The organism is Glutamicibacter protophormiae, from assembly GCF_014647495.1.
In the GTDB taxonomy this organism is placed as follows: domain Bacteria; phylum Actinomycetota; class Actinomycetes; order Actinomycetales; family Micrococcaceae; genus Glutamicibacter; species Glutamicibacter protophormiae.
The window spans coordinates 32,460-48,298 of sequence record NZ_BMPH01000004.1; the positions used below are offsets into that span (position 1 = coordinate 32,460).

At 61.8% G+C, this 15,839-nt stretch carries 14 protein-coding genes and 2 tRNA genes; 5 read left to right on the forward strand and 11 right to left on the reverse strand.

The features are described 5' to 3' along the window. Positions 1-32: 32 nt before the first annotated feature. Positions 33-1,472 (reverse strand): NADP-dependent phosphogluconate dehydrogenase, encoded by a 1,440-nt coding sequence (gene gnd, locus IEY43_RS06350; RefSeq protein ID WP_188947774.1) that lies wholly within the window; start codon positions 1,470-1,472, stop codon positions 33-35. Positions 1,473-1,680: 208 nt separating this feature from the next. Here gnd and IEY43_RS06355 point away from each other — a divergent pair, with 208 nt between their 5' ends. Next, on the forward strand, positions 1,681-2,412 hold the full coding sequence (locus IEY43_RS06355) for a FadR/GntR family transcriptional regulator (protein WP_188947775.1): 732 nt from the start codon (positions 1,681-1,683) through the stop codon (positions 2,410-2,412). Positions 2,413-2,501: 89 nt separating this feature from the next. On the opposite strand, the gene IEY43_RS06360 is transcribed toward IEY43_RS06355, so the two are convergent. Together IEY43_RS06360 and IEY43_RS06365 are read right to left on the reverse strand one after the other, a co-directional pair. Beyond that, the gene (locus tag IEY43_RS06360) at positions 2,502-3,923 is read right to left on the reverse strand and encodes a GntP family permease (RefSeq protein ID WP_188947776.1); all 1,422 of its coding nucleotides are present in this window, start codon (positions 3,921-3,923) and stop codon (positions 2,502-2,504) included. Positions 3,924-3,974: 51 nt separating this feature from the next. Continuing rightward, a complete protein-coding gene (locus IEY43_RS06365) occupies positions 3,975-4,493 on the reverse strand; it encodes a gluconokinase (protein WP_188947777.1) in 519 nt (172 codons plus the stop codon). 318 nt (positions 4,494-4,811) lie between these two features. On the opposite strand from IEY43_RS06365, the gene IEY43_RS06370 reads away from it, so the two are divergent. Further along, positions 4,812-5,075, forward strand: a complete 264-nt coding sequence (locus IEY43_RS06370) for a GlsB/YeaQ/YmgE family stress response membrane protein (protein ID WP_188947778.1) — start codon at positions 4,812-4,814, stop codon at positions 5,073-5,075. Positions 5,076-5,160: 85 nt separating this feature from the next. Here the strand turns inward: IEY43_RS06370 and IEY43_RS06375 are convergent, their stop codons facing one another. Further along, positions 5,161-5,994: an HNH endonuclease family protein gene (locus IEY43_RS06375; protein ID WP_229777302.1), complete on the reverse strand. Its 834-nt coding sequence runs from the start codon at positions 5,992-5,994 to the stop codon at positions 5,161-5,163. Positions 5,995-6,393: 399 nt separating this feature from the next. Between IEY43_RS06375 and trhA the strand changes: the two genes are divergently transcribed. Continuing rightward, positions 6,394-7,086, forward strand: a complete 693-nt coding sequence (gene trhA / locus IEY43_RS06380; protein ID WP_188947780.1) for a PAQR family membrane homeostasis protein TrhA — start codon at positions 6,394-6,396, stop codon at positions 7,084-7,086. A gap of 94 nt (positions 7,087-7,180) precedes the next feature. Here trhA and argE read toward each other — a convergent pair whose 3' ends face one another. From argE to IEY43_RS06400, 4 genes are all read right to left on the reverse strand, one after another. Further along, the gene (gene argE / locus IEY43_RS06385) at positions 7,181-8,401 is read right to left on the reverse strand and encodes an acetylornithine deacetylase (RefSeq protein WP_374189856.1); all 1,221 of its coding nucleotides are present in this window, start codon (positions 8,399-8,401) and stop codon (positions 7,181-7,183) included. A 120-nt stretch (positions 8,402-8,521) separates the two neighbouring features. After that, positions 8,522-8,716: a CsbD family protein gene (locus IEY43_RS06390; protein WP_188947782.1), complete on the reverse strand. Its 195-nt coding sequence runs from the start codon at positions 8,714-8,716 to the stop codon at positions 8,522-8,524. Between the two features lie 856 nt (positions 8,717-9,572). Next, positions 9,573-9,648: transfer RNA gene (locus IEY43_RS06395), tRNA-Val, on the reverse strand. Between the two features lie 98 nt (positions 9,649-9,746). Next, the gene (locus tag IEY43_RS06400; RefSeq protein WP_188947783.1) at positions 9,747-10,880 is read right to left on the reverse strand and encodes an AI-2E family transporter; all 1,134 of its coding nucleotides are present in this window, start codon (positions 10,878-10,880) and stop codon (positions 9,747-9,749) included. A 416-nt stretch (positions 10,881-11,296) separates the two neighbouring features. Here IEY43_RS06400 and IEY43_RS06405 point away from each other — a divergent pair, with 416 nt between their 5' ends. Beyond that, a complete protein-coding gene (locus tag IEY43_RS06405; RefSeq protein WP_188947784.1) occupies positions 11,297-11,563 on the forward strand; it encodes a hypothetical protein in 267 nt (88 codons plus the stop codon). 75 nt (positions 11,564-11,638) lie between these two features. On the opposite strand, the gene IEY43_RS06410 is transcribed toward IEY43_RS06405, so the two are convergent. The 3 genes from IEY43_RS06410 to IEY43_RS06420 form a co-directional block, all read right to left on the reverse strand. Continuing rightward, a tRNA-Val gene (locus tag IEY43_RS06410) sits at positions 11,639-11,714 on the reverse strand. A 96-nt stretch (positions 11,715-11,810) separates the two neighbouring features. Continuing rightward, complete coding sequence (locus tag IEY43_RS06415; RefSeq protein ID WP_188947785.1) at positions 11,811-12,260, reverse strand: redoxin domain-containing protein; 450 nt, start codon at positions 12,258-12,260, stop codon at positions 11,811-11,813. Next, a complete protein-coding gene (locus IEY43_RS06420; RefSeq protein ID WP_229777304.1) occupies positions 12,261-12,677 on the reverse strand; it encodes a DUF3052 domain-containing protein in 417 nt (138 codons plus the stop codon). It lies immediately after the preceding gene. A gap of 319 nt (positions 12,678-12,996) precedes the next feature. Here IEY43_RS06420 and aceE point away from each other — a divergent pair, with 319 nt between their 5' ends. Continuing rightward, a complete protein-coding gene (gene aceE / locus IEY43_RS06425) occupies positions 12,997-15,786 on the forward strand; it encodes a pyruvate dehydrogenase (acetyl-transferring), homodimeric type (RefSeq protein WP_245353563.1) in 2,790 nt (929 codons plus the stop codon). Positions 15,787-15,839: the final 53 nt, after the last annotated feature.

Here is a 15,839-nt window from a genome sequence, read left to right on the forward strand (position 1 = left end):
CCCTGCCCGGCCGGCATCCAGCGCTCGAAGACCTAGTGGGTGTCTTCGGCTTCGATCTCGGAACGGTCGCCGCTCCACAGGGTGTGGAAGGTGCCGTCCTTGTCGGTGCGGCGGTAGGTGTGCGCGCCGAAGAAGTCGCGCAGGCCCTGGGTCAAGGCCGCCGGCAGGCGGTCGCGGCGCAGGCCGTCGTAGTAGGCCAGCGACGAGGAGAACACCGGCGCCGGGATGCCCAGCTGCACGGCGATCGACACCACGCGGCGCCAGGCCGGAACGGCCTTGGCGATGGCCTCGGAGAAGGCCGGGGTGAACAGCAGGTTCGCAGGCTGCGCACCGGACTTGTAGGCGGCCATGATGTCCTTGAGCAGGGCGGCGCGGATGATGCAGCCCTCGCGCCACAGGCCGGCGATCTCGTCCAGCTTCAGCTCCCAGTTGTACTCGGCGGCGGCCGAGGTGAGCATGTCGATGCCCTGGGCGTAGGAAACCAGCTTCGAGGCGAACAGCGCCTGGCGCACGTCCTCGACGAAGTTCTCCGGCAGCGCGACCTCGGTGGTTTCGCCGGCCAGGGCCGACTGGCCCACGGCGCGGATCTCGCGCTGCGAGGACAGCGAGCGGGCGAAGACGGATTCGGCGATGGCGGAGACCGGGGAGCCCAGGTCCAGGCCGGACTGCACGGTCCAGCGGCCGGTGCCCTTCTGGCCCGCGGAGTCCTGGATGACGTCGATCAGCGGCTTGCCGGTGGCGGCGTCGGTGTGGCCCAGCACCTCGGCGGTGATTTCAATCAGGAAGCTGGACAGCTCGCCGGTGTTCCAGTCGGCGAAGATCTGCGCCTGCGCGGCCGGCTCGATGCCCGCGGCGCTGCGCAGCAGGTCGTAGGCTTCGCCGATGACCTGCATGTCGGCGTACTCGATGCCGTTGTGCACCATCTTCACGAAGTGGCCGGCGCCGTCGGTGGAGATCCAGGTGCAGCATGGCGCACCGTCGTCGGCCTTGGCGGAGATCTTCTCCAGCATCGGGCCCAGGGCCTTGTAGGATTCGGCCGAGCCGCCGGGCATGATCGATGGGCCGAGCAGCGCGCCCTCTTCGCCGCCGGAGACGCCGACGCCGACGAAGTGCAGGCCCTTCTCGGCCAGCGAGGCTTCGCGGCGGCGGGTATCGGTGTAGTGCGAGTTGCCGCCGTCGATGATGATGTCACCCTCGTCCAGCAGCGGAACCAGCTGGTCGATCACGGAGTCGACCGGGCCGCCGGCCTTGACCATGATCATCACACGGCGCGGGGACTCGAGGTTCGCGACAAGCTCTTCCAAGGATTCGGTGCGGATGAAGTCCCCTTCATCGCCGTGGGCCTCAAGCAGCGCGTCGGTCTTGGCTACCGAACGGTTGTGCAGGGCGACGGTGTATCCGTTGCGCGCGAAGTTGCGAGCGAGGTTCGCACCCATCACGGCCAGACCTGTGACACCAATCTGTGCAGGCATAAAAATAAGTCTCCATCAATTACCGGGAGGTGGGCCGGGAACAGAGACCGGGACAGTCACGGTCTCAGATCACGACCACGTGACCCTCCCATCTTACAAGGGTTCGCGAGGCGATTCCCAGCGCACGCACGCACTTAAAACATATTTGTTTACGCGCGCCGGGGGCCGCGATGGCCGATACCATCCGCCCATTGGCTAAACTGGCGTCATGGCAACTAGTCTGCACGCTCATGTGGTTGAGCATCTCGGCTCCCGCATCGTCAGCGGACAAATTCCCCGCGGCTCCATCATCCTGGCCGCCGAGCTGGAGCAGAAGCTCCAGGTGTCCCGTTCGGTGATCCGCGAGGCGGTGCGGGTCCTGGCCCAGTGCGGCCTGGTCAACAGCACCAAACGCGTCGGAATCCGGGTGCTCAGCGCCGAGCATTGGAATCCGTACGACGACCACGTGATCCGCTGGCGACTGGCCAGCGACCACAAGGGCGCACAGCTGCGCTCGCTGACCGAACTGCGCATCTCCGTGGAACCGATGGCAGCCGAGCTGGCCGCCGAGGTCGCCCCGGAGGAAATGCGCAAGGAACTGATGCTGATCTCGGCGCAGATGAACCACTACGGACGCCAGGGCGATTTGCGCCGCTTCCTCGAACTCGACATCCGCTTCCACGCGCTGGTGCTCGCCGCCAGCGGTAACGAGATGTTCGCCAACCTGGCCACCCCGGTCGGGGCGATCCTGCGCGGCCGCACCGAACTGGGGCTGATGCCCGAACGCCCCCACGAGGAGGCGCTGCTGTGGCACCAGTCGGTGGCCGACGCGATTTCCAACTCGGACCCGGCCGCGGCCCGGCGCAACATGGAAAGCATCATGCGCCGCACGCACAACGAGATTTCCAGCCTGTGGGAGAACGAGCCGCGCCTGTTCGTGGACCCGGGGAAAACCAGCTAATCGGCACCTGAAACACACAGCGATCCCGCTGCCGGCACCATGCAAGGTGCCGACAGCGGGATCGCGGCGTTAGAGCGGAGCCGACCCGATCAGGCCAGCACGGTGGCGATGCCGTAGAGCACCATCACGAAGGCGAAGCCGACGACGGAGACCAGCGCCTGGCCCACGGTCCACACGCGCAGGGTGGTCGGCACGTCCATCTGCATGAAGCGCGACACCAGCCAGAACCCCGAATCGTTGACGTGCCCGGCGAAGACCGAGCCGGCCGCCAGCGCGAGCACCATGGTGGCGATCTGGAAGGCGGTCAACGACGCGTCGGCCAGCACCGCCGGCTGCACGATGGCTGCCGCGGTGGTCAGCGCCACGGTGGCCGAGCCCTGCGCCAGTCGCACGATCGCAGCGATCAGGAAGCCGGCGATGATCAGCGGCAGGCCCACCGATTCCAGCGAGTCCGCGATGGCCGTGCCGATGCCGCTGGCGCGCAACACGCCGCCGAACATGCCGCCGGCGCCGGTGATCAGGATGATCGAGCACACCGGGCCCAGCGCCGAATCGACGACGGTCTCGATCAGGGTCTTGGCCTTGCCGGTGCGGAAGCCCAACAGGTAAATCGCCAGCATCACGGTGATCAACAGCGCCACCGGGGTCTCGCCGAACAGGCGCAGCCACTGCACCCAGTCGGCCTTCGGATCGACCACTCCGGCGGTGCCGAGCATGTTCAGGCCGGTGTTCATGAAGATCAGCAGCAGCGGGAGCAGCAGCAGGCTGAACACGGTGCCCACCGACGGCGAGGACTTGAACGGATCCGGCTCGCCCGGCTTGGTGCCGCCCAGCGCGGCGTCCAGGATGTTCGGGACTGCGATGTCAAACTTCTTGCCCACGAACTTGCCGAAGAGGTGGCCTGCGAAGAACCAGGTGGGAATGGCGACCAGCAGGCCCAGCAGCAATACCAGGCCGACGTTGGCTTCCAGCAGGCCGGAGGCGGCCACCGGACCCGGGTGCGGCGGAACGAAGATGTGCATCACGGAGAATGCGGTGGCAGCAGGGATCGCGTAGAAGAGCAGCGAACCGCCCAGGCGGCGGGCCACGGTGAAGATGATCGGCAGCATGACGACCAGGCCGGCGTCGAAGAAGATCGGGAAGCCGAAAAGCAGCGACGCCACCGACAGCGCCAGCGGCGCGCGCTTCTCGCCGAACTTGCCGATGAGCCAGTTGGTCATCACATCGGCGCCGCCGCTGGTCTCCAGCATGCGCCCGAGCATGGCGCCCAGGCCCACCAGCAGGGCCACGCTGGCCAGGGTGCTGCCGAAGCCGCCGGTCATCGTGGAGATGATGGAGCCGGCCGGGATGCCTGCGGCGATCGCCGTCAACAGGCTGGTGATGACCAGCGCCAGGAAGGCGTGGACGCGGAAGCGGATGATCAGCACCAGCAGCACGCCGATGGCCACCGCCGCCAGGGCGAGGAGCGCCGGGGTGCCCAGCGTCCAGTTGAGTTCGAGCTCAGTTGTCATTGTCGTCCTTGATCAAGTCGAGCGTGAGGGGTGGGGTGCAGGCTCAATAGCCTAGGAGGTTGGTGCGGCCAGAGCTGCGAGCAGTCCGTCGACGATCTGCGCGGGGGTCTGCGTGATGTCCGCGGTGATCACCCGCTCGTCGCCGTCGGGCTCTTCCAGCGTGGCCAGCTGGCTCGTGAGCAGCGAGGCTGGCATGAATTCGTGCTCGCGCCCCGACATGCGTTCCCCGATCAGGGACTTGCCGCCGGAAAGGTGCACAAACAGGGTGGAGGGTTCGTGGGCCCGGATTTGGTCCCGGTAGGAACGTTTCAACGCCGAGCAGGCCAGCACGATTGGGGCGCCGACCTGATTGGTCTCGGCCAGCTTCACTCCGATGATTTCAAGCCATGGCGCCCGGTCCGCGTCGTCCAATGCGTGGCCGGCGGCCATCTTGTTCCTGTTGGACTGCGGGTGCAGCGAGTCCCCGTCAATGAAGGCTCGCTCCAGTCGGCGGGCCAGCAGGTCGCCGATGGTCGACTTGCCGCTGCCAGAAACACCCATCACCACGATGGGAGGGATCAGTTCAGTCATGTGTCACTCCGTTGTGCATGAATACTGTAATCAGACTTTAGTGATCCAGTGATTCATAAAATCATATTTATATAGACTAAAAGTCAACCCATGTGATGTCAAGCAAGTTCTCGGCGTGAATCAAAGCCAATCGAATCCCTACTGGTCAGCGACGTATCTTCTGGACTTCCTCCATCGCTGGCGGCGACTTGGGCACAGATCCTTGGGGATTTCTGAGAAGTTCATGCCCCGTGCAGACCATTTCATTTAGTGAGGGGTATCGTCACGAACAAGCCAGTCAGAACCGACGGCTACGAATCAAAAGCATGGGAGTGCACAATGGGATTCTTAGGCTTCATTCTTCTAGGACTAATCGCCGGTGCCATCGCAAAGGCCATCCTGCCCGGCAAGCAAGGCGGAGGTTGGATCGCAACCCTCCTCTTGGGAGTCGTCGGCGCCGTGCTCGGCGGATGGCTCGGCAGCGTGATGTTCGACAAGGGCCTCGAAAACTTCTGGGACCTGTCAACGTGGCTGCTGGCTATCGCCGGCGCTCTGGTAGTCCTTCTGATCTGGGGGCTGGTCACCAAGCGCACGGCCCACTGATTAAACACAGCGACCCGCAGGAACGGCAGCATTCGCCGACCTGCGGGTCGTTGCGTGCCCGGCTACGGGACCGGGATGAGCTCAGTTATACGCGCCAGCGCAAACGGCTTTCGCTCTTCGAGGACTTGCACGTGTAGGTTTTACCGGCCTTCGACTTGCCCCTCTTGCCCTTGTCTGCGCCCTTGCAGAATGCTCCGGGAGAAACTGTGACCTTCACTGTGCCCGGCGCCTTGGGCTTGGAGGACGTGGTCGACTTCGAGGAACCAGCGGGCTTGATCGGGGTGACCTTGGCAGCCTTCTGGTTCTTGCAGGAATCCAAGACCTTGCTCATGGCCTTCTTTTCGGCCGAGGTCACCGAGAGCGCGTACTTCTTCTTCACGCTGATTTGGGTAGCCACGTACTGGCAGCGGAAGGACTTGTTCTTGGGAAGCCATTCGGCGGCATTCTTGTCGCCCTTCTGGCGGTTCGCCGAGGCGTCGGCTGCGATCAGGTTCAGCGGATCATTGGCAAGGGCCTGGCGCTGGGCCTGCGAGAGTTGCTGTCCGCCCGAAATCCACGCGTTCTTCAACGCGACCACATGATCGATATCCACCGAACCGGACTTGACCTTCCAGTTGATCTGCCTGCCGGTGTACAAGTCGTTCAAGGTCCCCGAAGCCACGGTGCACTTCTTCTTGTCCTTGAACTTCACCTTGGACATGTCTCGCGACAGGGCTTCCTGGCGCTCGTCGCACTTGTCCTTGTCGAAGTCCTTCCAGCCATTGCCGAACTTGGTATTGCGGTTGTACCCCGTCGCCGGTGCCTTGCCCTTCACCGGCAGCGTATTCAGGACAGTCAACGCCTTGGTTCCATCGAGCTTTGCGCCGGGCTTGACCGCCTTGGATTTCGTTGACACCAGATCCAGATCAAGCGGTTGCACCGATGCAATCGCGGGCTCCCCGGAAGCCTCCGCCGTGGTGCGTGTTCCCGTTTCGGGAGCAGAACAACCGACGAGCACCAACGCGCTCACTGATACTGTGGCCAAAAAACGGCGCAGCATAATTCCCCATTCTTGCAATGCGAGTGATGTTGCCCAGATCGGGCACGGCCACAACTCGTTCGTCTTTGCCGATGGACGAAGAATTCCCCAGCCACGACAGAGTTTAGCCAACGCCGCCGACAACCAGCGAACGGTGGTGACATCTTCACGGAACGGCTGTTCATTTTGCGCCCCTCGGGGCCTTGAGCAGTGCGGCTTCCCCGCCACAGCACGTTGCCAGTGTGGTGCCGTAAACTGCAATCAATCGGGAAATACGCCCGAAAGACCAGAAGGATCCGCATGACTCCGCCAACGCTGTCCGCTGACAAGCAGCCGAAACGTCCACTTCGACAAGCCGCAGTCCAAGGCACGGAGAGGACACGGTGGCGGGGACTCATTCACGCGTGGTCTACCCCGGGCGTCATCATCATGGGCCTGCTGCTCATCGTCCTGGCGGACGGGCAATTGGCCGAATGGACCACTGCCGTCTTCGCGCTGAGCTCCATCACCCTGTTCGGCACCTCTGCCTTGTACCATCGGGGCAATTGGACCGACAAGATCATGGGGCTGTTCCGCCGAGCTGACCACGCGAACATCTTCCTGCTGATTGCCGGAACCTATACTCCCGTCGCCGCCCTGACGCTTCCGGCAAAGCAGACGACCATCGTGCTGTCGATCATCTGGGTCGGGGCGCTGTCCGGAATCGCGGTCAAGTCGTTCTGGCCCTGGGCTCCTCGCTGGGTTGGCGTCAGCCTCTACATCCTGCTGGGATGGGGCGCTGTCATGTATCTGCCGGCATTTTGGGCGGCCAACCCCGCGGTGATGATCCTGATCGTTGCGGGCGGGCTTGCCTATACCGTCGGCGCGGTCTTCTACGCCCTCAAACGCCCCAACCCGCTGCCTGCTGTTTTCGGTTTCCACGAGCTGTTCCATGCCTGCACCATTCTGGCATTCCTCTGCCACTGGACGGCAGTGCTTCTGGTAGCGCTGTAGGATCCGCCCCGCAGACCGCCAAGAGCGTGGAAAACCACGGCGCCAGCCTGCCCCGCGACCGGCGGCTGGCACCGTGCACGCCGATGCCGAATGGTTAGCTTGTCGAAAGCTGGATCATCAACTGGTCGATGAATCGTTCACAGGCGGCGATCTGGTCGAGCTCGATGAACTCGTCCGGCGCGTGGGCCTGGGCGATGTCGCCGGGCCCGCAGACGACCGTGGGAATGCCGGCGCTTGAGAACAGGCCGGCTTCGGTGCCGTAAGTGACCTTCTCATCGGTGGCAATGGCACCGCAGGCAGCCGCCAGTCCCACGATGTCCTCCCCCGGCGCGGTCTCCAGCCCCGGAGCCCCGGCCTGTTGTTCAAAGCTCACCGAGGCCGCCGGGTTCCGCCGTACCATTTCCGTTTCAAGCCTTTCGGCTTCGACACGGAACCGCTCGGTCAGCGCTTCGCGGTCGACCTGCGCCAGTGAGCGGTATTCGAAAAACACCACGCAGCTTGACGGGATGGTGTTGACTGCGATTCCGCCGTCGAAGCGATTGACGTTCATGGTGGTCGTCGGCTCGATGAAGGATTTGTCGCGTGGCCCCGTGCTTGCAAGCTCCCGGGCCACGCCTTCAACGAAGGAGGCGAAGCGCAATGCGTACGAGATGGCATTCAGCCCCTCGCTGGGCAGCGACGAATGCGCGGCAACACCGGCGAAGCTGACTTTGAAGACGTTCATCGACTTGTGGCCGCGGATCGCGCGCATGCTGCTTGGTTCCCCGACGAAACAGCCACGGGGTGCCAGCCCCTGCTCGACGATGCGCTCGACCAGCGAAACCGCGCCAACGCAGCCGATTTCTTCGTCATAGGAAAACGCCAAGTGAATCGGTTCACTGAGTTCGGCGGCGGTCAATTCCGGCAGTTTCGCAAGGATCACGCCGAGGTAGCCCTTCATGTCGCAGGAACCTCGGCCATAGAGCTTTCCATCGCGCACCTGGGCTGCGAATGGTTCGCTGCGCCAGGCCTGTCCATCGACGGGAACAACGTCGGTGTGCCCGGAGAGCACAATGCCCCCGGTGCGCGAGCCGTCGACCGCCGGGATTGTCGTCAGGAGATTCGCTTTCAGCCCATCCGGGCTGGGGATCTTCACCGACTCGATGCCGTGCTCCGTGAGCTGGTCTTCAATGAGCTCAATCAACGGAAGGTTGGAATCCCGACTCGTCGTGTCAACGGCAATCAACTCGGTGATCAGCTCGATGCTCCGCCCGGTTGGCATTGACATGTTGTCTCCTATGGTCCGAGGGTGAACTATGGAGTTCCATGTTTTCATATTGTCAGGCCAAAGCCGGGTTATATGTCCGCAGATGCAGCGGCCCGTTATAAGTCGAACAACGCCCCGGACACTTTTGCAGTGTCCGGGGCGTTCGGGATGTTGTCGCCTGTCGCGGCGCTACTTCGTGAAGTCGTTCTTGATGTCCTTGGCGGCATCCTTGACGTGTTCTCCAGCTTGCTTCGTCTTGGCTGCTGCCTGATCTGCGAGGCCTTCGGCCTGCAGGTCTTCATTGTTGGTGGCGTCGCCAACTTTTTCCTTGACCTTGCCGCTGGCTTCCTGTGCCTTGTTCTTGACCTTGTCACCGAAACTCATGTGCACTTTCCTCACTGTCGCTGGAAATCCGTACATACCCAACGCTAACAATCGAGCTTCCGGATCAGTTGGGTAGGCGCTGAAGATAAACCCAAGAAAGCAGCAATTGCTTGCGGGGCGGGCAATGAGCGGATATCGTCCCGTGCGGCACTGTTCGGCTTTCGTGTACGAAGCGAACCTTATATTCGGAGTCCCGGAAGGCCCCTTACCGCAGACGCCGGAACGAAGACTGGAAGCTAGCACGAGGAAAGTATCAAGAACTTATTGCAGCATGAAGGGCCACGGGGAACGAGCAGGTTTACAGGTATTGAGCATCTCCACACAAGGGATTGGGTCGACGCCATCAACGTTTTACTCCGACTGCGGAAAACCCCACCAATTTCTTGGTGGGGTTTTCTTGCGAGTGAAGGTACTCGTGGCTATCCCCATATCCACGCAAACCGTTTGCCGCTCCGGACTACGCCCCCCGGTTTATCCGGACTTGCGACTATCACTATTGCTAGATTACAACTTACTCCCGACGATCGGAGTAAAGATCTCCGATTGTTTCAGAATGGCCAAGTAACACTTTGTCACGAAGCAGAAATACGGCATTTGACTCAGGAGATGCAATAAAACCGATTTTCTCGGACTGCCAGCGAGTATGGTGTGTGGGAACGAAGATGGACCGTGGAAACGAATGCCGCAGCTGCGGCGTTTCGGCAAAAAATCCGACGGGCAAACCAGTTTCGGCATGCCATCCATTGAAATCGACGACAACACCTGTTTCCCGCGACCCAGCTGTCCTTCTACTTCATCGGAGAACAAGGAAACCCGTTCACGGGATCTTGGAGATCTCATGAACGGGTTTCTTATTTGGTGGGCCCTACCGGGATCGAACCGATGACATTCACGGTGTAAACGTGACGCTCTACCAGCTGAGCTAAAGGCCCTCACCACTGCTGGCTGAGGATCATTCCTCCTGCCAACAGGGAATAACTTTACGGGGAACCACGCATCCATGCAAGTCAGGACTCAGTGACCTGCATCTCTAGGTCGGCGGCTCGGTTTGCGCATCACGCTTGGGAATCACAATTTCGCGCACAATGATCAGAATCGAAGCGGTGATGGGAATGGCAAGCAACGCGCCGAACAGGCCCAAAAGCGCAGCGCCCGTCATGGCCGCAATAATGACCAGCACGCCGGGGACATTGACCGCCTTGCCCATGATTCGGGGAGTCACCTGGTATGCCTCCAATTGGACGTAAATGAAATAGACAACGAGGAAAATCAGCGCCGACGTCGGGCTCATCAGCAGTGCCCCCAAAGTTCCAATACACAGGAACAGAACGGAACCAATCATCGGGATTAACGTAATCAGGAACGCCACCAGGGCGAATAAGACCGCGACCTGAGAGCCGAGCAGCAGAAAAATCACCAGGACCACTGAAGCATTGATCGCCGATAGCGTGACCGCTCCCGCCACTGACCTGCCCACAGCGAAAACGATCGAGTTCAGGGTCTCGGAGAACTTCTCACGCCGATAGGCAGGAACCAAACGTGCCACGGCCTTCTTCATCGGGTCCAAGGTGGAAACGAAGTACAGTGTCAGCACGATCACCAGGAAAGCTGAGGAGATGCCGTTGACGATACCGATGCCGACGTGCAGCACGCCTCCTGACAGCATCAGCAGGTTCTCTGCAGTGAAGTACGTTTCGAACGCGGCCAGAAGCTGCTCGCTTGCGCTGAACCCCATGGACTCGGAGAGCTCCGTGTACCACGAGCTGGCTTGAATCGCATCGATTTCCTGCGGGATGCTTGCAAGAAACTCCGTGAACTGGCGGACGATCGCGGGCACAACCAGCGCCGCAACTCCGACCATGAGAAGGACAAATGCCGCAATCACGGTCAGGACGCTCCAGCCATGAGGCATGCCGCGTCCCTTGAGCGCATTCACGGCCGGTGTCATGCCCAGGGCGAGGAACAGCGCAAGCGTAATGGACATGAGCACAGATGACATCGAAACCACGACCATGGCCAGCCCCACTGCGAGCAATGCGCCGGCGGCCATGACAAATCCTGTGGCGAATGGCTGCCCTGGAACTACCGTCAGGTTCTTGGGAAAACTGCGGAAGGTGAAGGTGCGCCTTCCCCGGTGGCCCGGCACTCTTGAATCCATGCTCATGGCAGTACCCTACCGCCCCGACTGCCGGCTGGATATAGTCGGCGCACTAATATGTCCTAGTCGATGCGCAAGTCGGTGGGAGACATTTGCTAGCTGCGCGCGGCCCAGCGCGGCGAATGAGGCCGTGCGGTCGATCCAACCGGATTCCAGAAGCCAGCAGGTGCCAACACCCTACTGCCATGATGCCCTTCCGCCACTCAGGCATCCACGCTGGATGGCCCTGGCGCAAATGCGGTGCTCCAATCCTGTCCAAGCGCGTCACCCCCTGCCGCCAGCGCGATCAATTCGATTCCGAGGCCTTCAATTCCGGGCTGCACAATCCAAACAGTCCGATAGTACGAATTTTCATGCAACGGCTTGGGTGAACCCAATGAATTTTGCGAAATCCCAGAGCCGCCAGTACGTACAATCGAGCCATGAATGACCGAAATATTGACGAGGAGACACTGCGCGAACTTGCCGAGGAAGGCAACGAAACTGCGCAGAAGCGGCTTGCCGACATCTATGAAGCTCGCGGCGACGTGGAGGCGCTGTCGGATCTGCTCGACGAGGGCAGCGAATACGCCGGCTTGCTGCTCACCAGGCGTGCCGCCAAGGACGATGACGCACGAGAGCTTCAACGGCTGGCCGACGCGGGCAGCCCGGACGCCCTGGAAGCGCTGGAACGGATGCTCGGAGATTAGCTCCGCAAGACCTCACCACACTGAAACGCAAAAAACCCAAGTTCCCGATCAATAATCGAGAACCTGGGTTCTTGTTGGTGGGCCCTACCGGGATCGAACCGATGACATTCACGGTGTAAACGTGACGCTCTACCAGCTGAGCTAAAGGCCCTAACCACATCGGCCTTTGCGAGCCAACGAGGAATTACTTTACAGAGCTTTTCAACTCTGTGCAAATCGGGTTCCCTCCCACAAAACCCGTAATTCTCTAGACCCTGTCGATTGCGCTCCGATAATCATCCAGGCTGCGCGGCTGCGTCATGGCACTGGTGAATGTCTGGCGCACAATTCCGTCTTCAAGGTAGATCGACAGTCGCATCGCAACACCCTGCCGCTCGTCGAAGGCTCCGGCTAGCTGCGCCACTCGACCATGCGGCCAGAAATCGGCTAGCAGATCGAATTGGATACCCAACGATTCGGCATAGTTTCGGAGTGCGAATTTGTGATCGACCGAGATTGCGACGACCCGCACCAAACGCTCATTGAAGTACCCGAGGTTCTCCTGCAGCAGCGCCAGTTCCGAACCGCAGACACGGGAAAAAGCCCACGGATAAAAGACGACCAGCACCCGGCCGTCGGACAGCCCGGTGCTGGTGATCGTTTCGCCGTATTGATTTTCCAGCGAGAAATCGAACAGGCGTGAACCCGTTTCGATCATCTAGTTCTTCTTGCGTGGTGCCAAACGAATGGCCGACCAGTCGGCCGAGACACCCTCGGTGGTGGTCACGTGCAGACCTGCACTCGGAGCTTCCTGCTGAATCAGCGATGGGGACACATGCCCCTCGCGACCCTGCTTCGGGGTCAGCAGCCAAACAATGCCGCCCTCCCCGAGGTTGCTCAGCGAGTCCATCAGCGCGTCGACAAGGTCTCCGTCGCCATCACGCCACCAGTAGATCACTGCATCAACGACGTCGTGATCCTCTTCGGTGAGCAAGTCTGAACCAATAGTGTCCTCGATCGCGTCGCGAAGATCGAAGTCCACGTCATCGTCGTAACCCAGTTCCTGGATAAGTTCTTCTTTCGTGAAGCCCAGTTTTTTAACGGACTCCAAGTTTGCCGATACGGCGTCGCTCACTTCATTCCTCCTGATGGTGCAAAGCGTTACTACCAACGAAACACCGTTTCGTCGCTCCATTCAAGCGCTGCAGCGATAACACGCCGAACGAATATCACCCGCCAAAATGTGACACGGCACCAATTGACAGGATCAACCTAACGTTGACTCCTGCACAGTGTTGCACAAGTCACCCAAAATAACCTATTTTATGCCATTTTGCCCAAAAATCTCGTCGTTTTTTCGGTGTTCCATTCATTAGAGTAGGCAGTGAACCGAGCAGGACACACCACTCCAGTGTTACTGCACCCGATGTCCCATCCCGCTGCACCGCAGAAAAATGTCTGCACCGCAGCGGAGCCGCAATTTCAATCAAGGAGCTTCAGTGGCTGTAGAGGAACACATCTCCCAGATCCGTAGCGGGTTGACGTACCAGCTGTCCGATCGGGATCCCGAGGAAACCCAGGAATGGCTTGACTCGTTCGACGCACTCGTCGAAACCCAGGGTACCGAGCGTGCCCAGTTCATCATCCGCTCGCTCCTGCAGCGTGCCGGCGCCAAGTCCGTTGGCGTACCGATGGTGACAACCACCGACTATGTAAACACCATACCCGTTGACCAGGAGCCCGAGTTCCCCGGCGACGAACAGATCGAACGCCGCTTCCGCGCCTTCATGCGCTGGAACGCGGCCATCATGGTGCACCGCGCCCAGGAGCCTTCCATCGGCGTGGGCGGCCACATCTCCACCTATGCCGGTGCCGCAACCCTGTACGAAGTGGGATTCAACCACTTCTTCCGCGGCAAGAACCACCCGGGCGGCGGCGACCAGATCTTCTTCCAGGGCCACGCCTCGCCAGGCATGTACGCCCGCGCCTTCCTCGAAGGCCGCCTGTCCGAAGAGGACATGAACGGCTTCCGCCAGGAAAAGTCGAAGGAAGGCCATGCGCTGCCTTCCTACCCGCACCCGCGCTCGCTGCCGGACTTCTGGGAATTCCCGACCGTGTCGATGGGCATCGGCCCGGCCAACGCGATCTACCAGGCCCAGCTGAACCGCTACCTGCACAACCGCGGCATCAAGGAGACCTCCGAGCAGCACGTCTGGGCCTTCCTGGGCGACGGCGAGATGGACGAGCCGGAGTCGCGCGGCTTCCTGCAGCTGGCGGCCAACGAAAAGCTGGACAACCTCACCTTCGTCATCAACTGCAACCTGCAGCGTCTTGACGGCCCGGTGCGCGGCAACGGCAAGATCATCCAGGAGCTGGAGGCCTTCTTCCGCGGCGCCGGATGGAACGTCATCAAGGTCGTCTGGGGCCGCGAGTGGGATGCCCTGCTCGAAGCCGACAAGACCAACGCCCTGGTCGACGTCATGAACCAGACCCCCGATGGCGACTACCAGACCTACAAGGCCGAGTCCGGCGCGTTCGTGCGCGAGCACTTCTTCGGCCAGCGTCCGGAAACCAAGGAACTGGTGGCGGACTACACCGACGACGCGATCTGGAACCTCAAGCGCGGCGGCCACGACTACCACAAGGTCTACGCCGCCTACAAGGCAGCCACCGAGTTCAAGGGCAAGCCGACCGTGATCCTGACCAAGACGGTCAAGGGCTACGGCCTGGGCTCGCACTTCGAGGCCCGCAACGCCACGCACCAGATGAAGAAGCTGACCCTCGACGACCTCAAGGGCTTCCGCGACCACCTGCGCATCCCGATCACCGACGAGCAGCTCGAGGCGAACCCGTACCTGCCCCCGTACTACCGCCCGTCCGAGGACTCGGTCGAGTACAAGTACATGATGGAGCACCGCGCCAAGCTCGGCGGTTCCGTGCCGACCCGCCGCCAGGAGTCCGACGTCAAGCTGACCCTGCCCGGCGAGAAGGCCTACGCCATCGCCAAGCGCGGTTCGGGCAAGCAGCAGGCGGCCACCACCATGGCCTTCGTGCGCCTGCTCAAGGACCTGATGCGCGACAAGGAATTCGGCCACCGCATCGTGCCGATCGTGCCCGACGAGTCCCGCACCTTCGGCATGGACGCGTTCTTCCCGACCGCCAAGATCTACAACCCTGCCGGGCAGAACTACCTGTCGGTGGACCGCGACCTGGTCCTGGCCTACAAGGAATCCCCGCAGGGCCAGCTGATCCACCCGGGCATCAACGAGGCCGGCGCCGTCGGCGCGTTCACCGCGGCGGGCACCAGCTACTCGACCCACAACGAGCCGCTGATCCCGATCTACGTGTTCTACTCGATGTTCGGCTTCCAGCGTACCGGCGACCAGTTCTGGGCCGCCGGGGACCAGATGGCCCGCGGCTTCATCATCGGCGCCACCGCCGGACGCACCACGCTGACCGGCGAGGGCCTGCAGCATGCCGACGGCCACTCGCCCGTGCTGACCAGCACGAACCCTGCGGTCATCACCTACGATCCGGCCTACGGCTACGAGATCGGCCACATCATGCGCTCCGGCCTGGAGCGCATGTACGGCGGAACCCACGAGGATCCGAACGTGATGTACTACCTGACCGTGTACAACGAGCCGATCCACCAGCCGGCCGAGCCGGAGAACGTGGACGTCGAGGGCATCGAGAAGGGCATCTACCTGCTCAAGGAAGCCACCACCGACGGCCCGCGCGCGCAGCTGCTGGCTTCGGGCGTGGCAGTGCCGTGGGCCCTGGAAGCCCAGAAGATCCTGGCCGACGAATGGGGCGTGTCCGCAGACGTCTGGTCCGTGACCTCGTGGAACGAGCTGACCCGCGACGGCCTGCACGCCGACGAGCAGGTCCTGGTCGATCCGTCCAAGGCCCGCCGCGTGCCATACGTGACCCAGAAGCTGTCCTCCGCCACCGGTCCGTTCATCGCGACCACGGACTACATGCGTGCGGTGCCGGAGCAGATCCGTCCGTACGTTCCGGGCGAGTACCACACCCTGGGCGCCGACGGCTTCGGCTTCTCGGACACCCGCTCGGCGGCGCGCCGCTTCTTCAAGATCGACGCGCACTCGCTGGTCGTGCAGACCCTGCACTCGCTGGTCGAGCGCGGCGAGATCGCGGCCGACTCGGCCGTCAAGGCGCACGCCAAGTACGATCTGAACAACCCGAACGCCGGCAAGTCCGGCAACGCCGGCGGCGACGCCTAGGCGCACGGCCCGTTCACCTCGAACACCGCTAAAGCCGCCCTGCCCGAATCCGT

What these genes read in the sequence shown, in the direction of transcription:
- gnd (WP_188947774.1), bottom strand. Translation starts at nt 1,472, where the DNA reads ATGCCTGCACAGATTGGTGTCACAGGTCTGGCCGTGATGGGTGCGAAC.
- IEY43_RS06355 (WP_188947775.1), top strand. Translation starts at nt 1,681, where the DNA reads ATGGCAACTAGTCTGCACGCTCATGTGGTTGAGCATCTCGGCTCCCGC.
- IEY43_RS06360 (WP_188947776.1), bottom strand. Translation starts at nt 3,923, where the DNA reads ATGACAACTGAGCTCGAACTCAACTGGACGCTGGGCACCCCGGCGCTC.
- IEY43_RS06365 (WP_188947777.1), bottom strand. Translation starts at nt 4,493, where the DNA reads ATGACTGAACTGATCCCTCCCATCGTGGTGATGGGTGTTTCTGGCAGC.
- IEY43_RS06370 (WP_188947778.1), top strand. Translation starts at nt 4,812, where the DNA reads ATGGGATTCTTAGGCTTCATTCTTCTAGGACTAATCGCCGGTGCCATC.
- trhA (WP_188947780.1), top strand. Translation starts at nt 6,394, where the DNA reads ATGACTCCGCCAACGCTGTCCGCTGACAAGCAGCCGAAACGTCCACTT.
- argE (WP_374189856.1), bottom strand. Translation starts at nt 8,401, where the DNA reads ATGAAAACATGGAACTCCATAGTTCACCCTCGGACCATAGGAGACAAC.
- IEY43_RS06390 (WP_188947782.1), bottom strand. Translation starts at nt 8,716, where the DNA reads ATGAGTTTCGGTGACAAGGTCAAGAACAAGGCACAGGAAGCCAGCGGC.
- IEY43_RS06400 (WP_188947783.1), bottom strand. Translation starts at nt 10,880, where the DNA reads ATGAGCATGGATTCAAGAGTGCCGGGCCACCGGGGAAGGCGCACCTTC.
- IEY43_RS06405 (WP_188947784.1), top strand. Translation starts at nt 11,297, where the DNA reads ATGAATGACCGAAATATTGACGAGGAGACACTGCGCGAACTTGCCGAG.
- IEY43_RS06415 (WP_188947785.1), bottom strand. Translation starts at nt 12,260, where the DNA reads ATGATCGAAACGGGTTCACGCCTGTTCGATTTCTCGCTGGAAAATCAA.
- aceE (WP_245353563.1), top strand. Translation starts at nt 12,997, where the DNA reads ATGTCTGCACCGCAGCGGAGCCGCAATTTCAATCAAGGAGCTTCAGTG.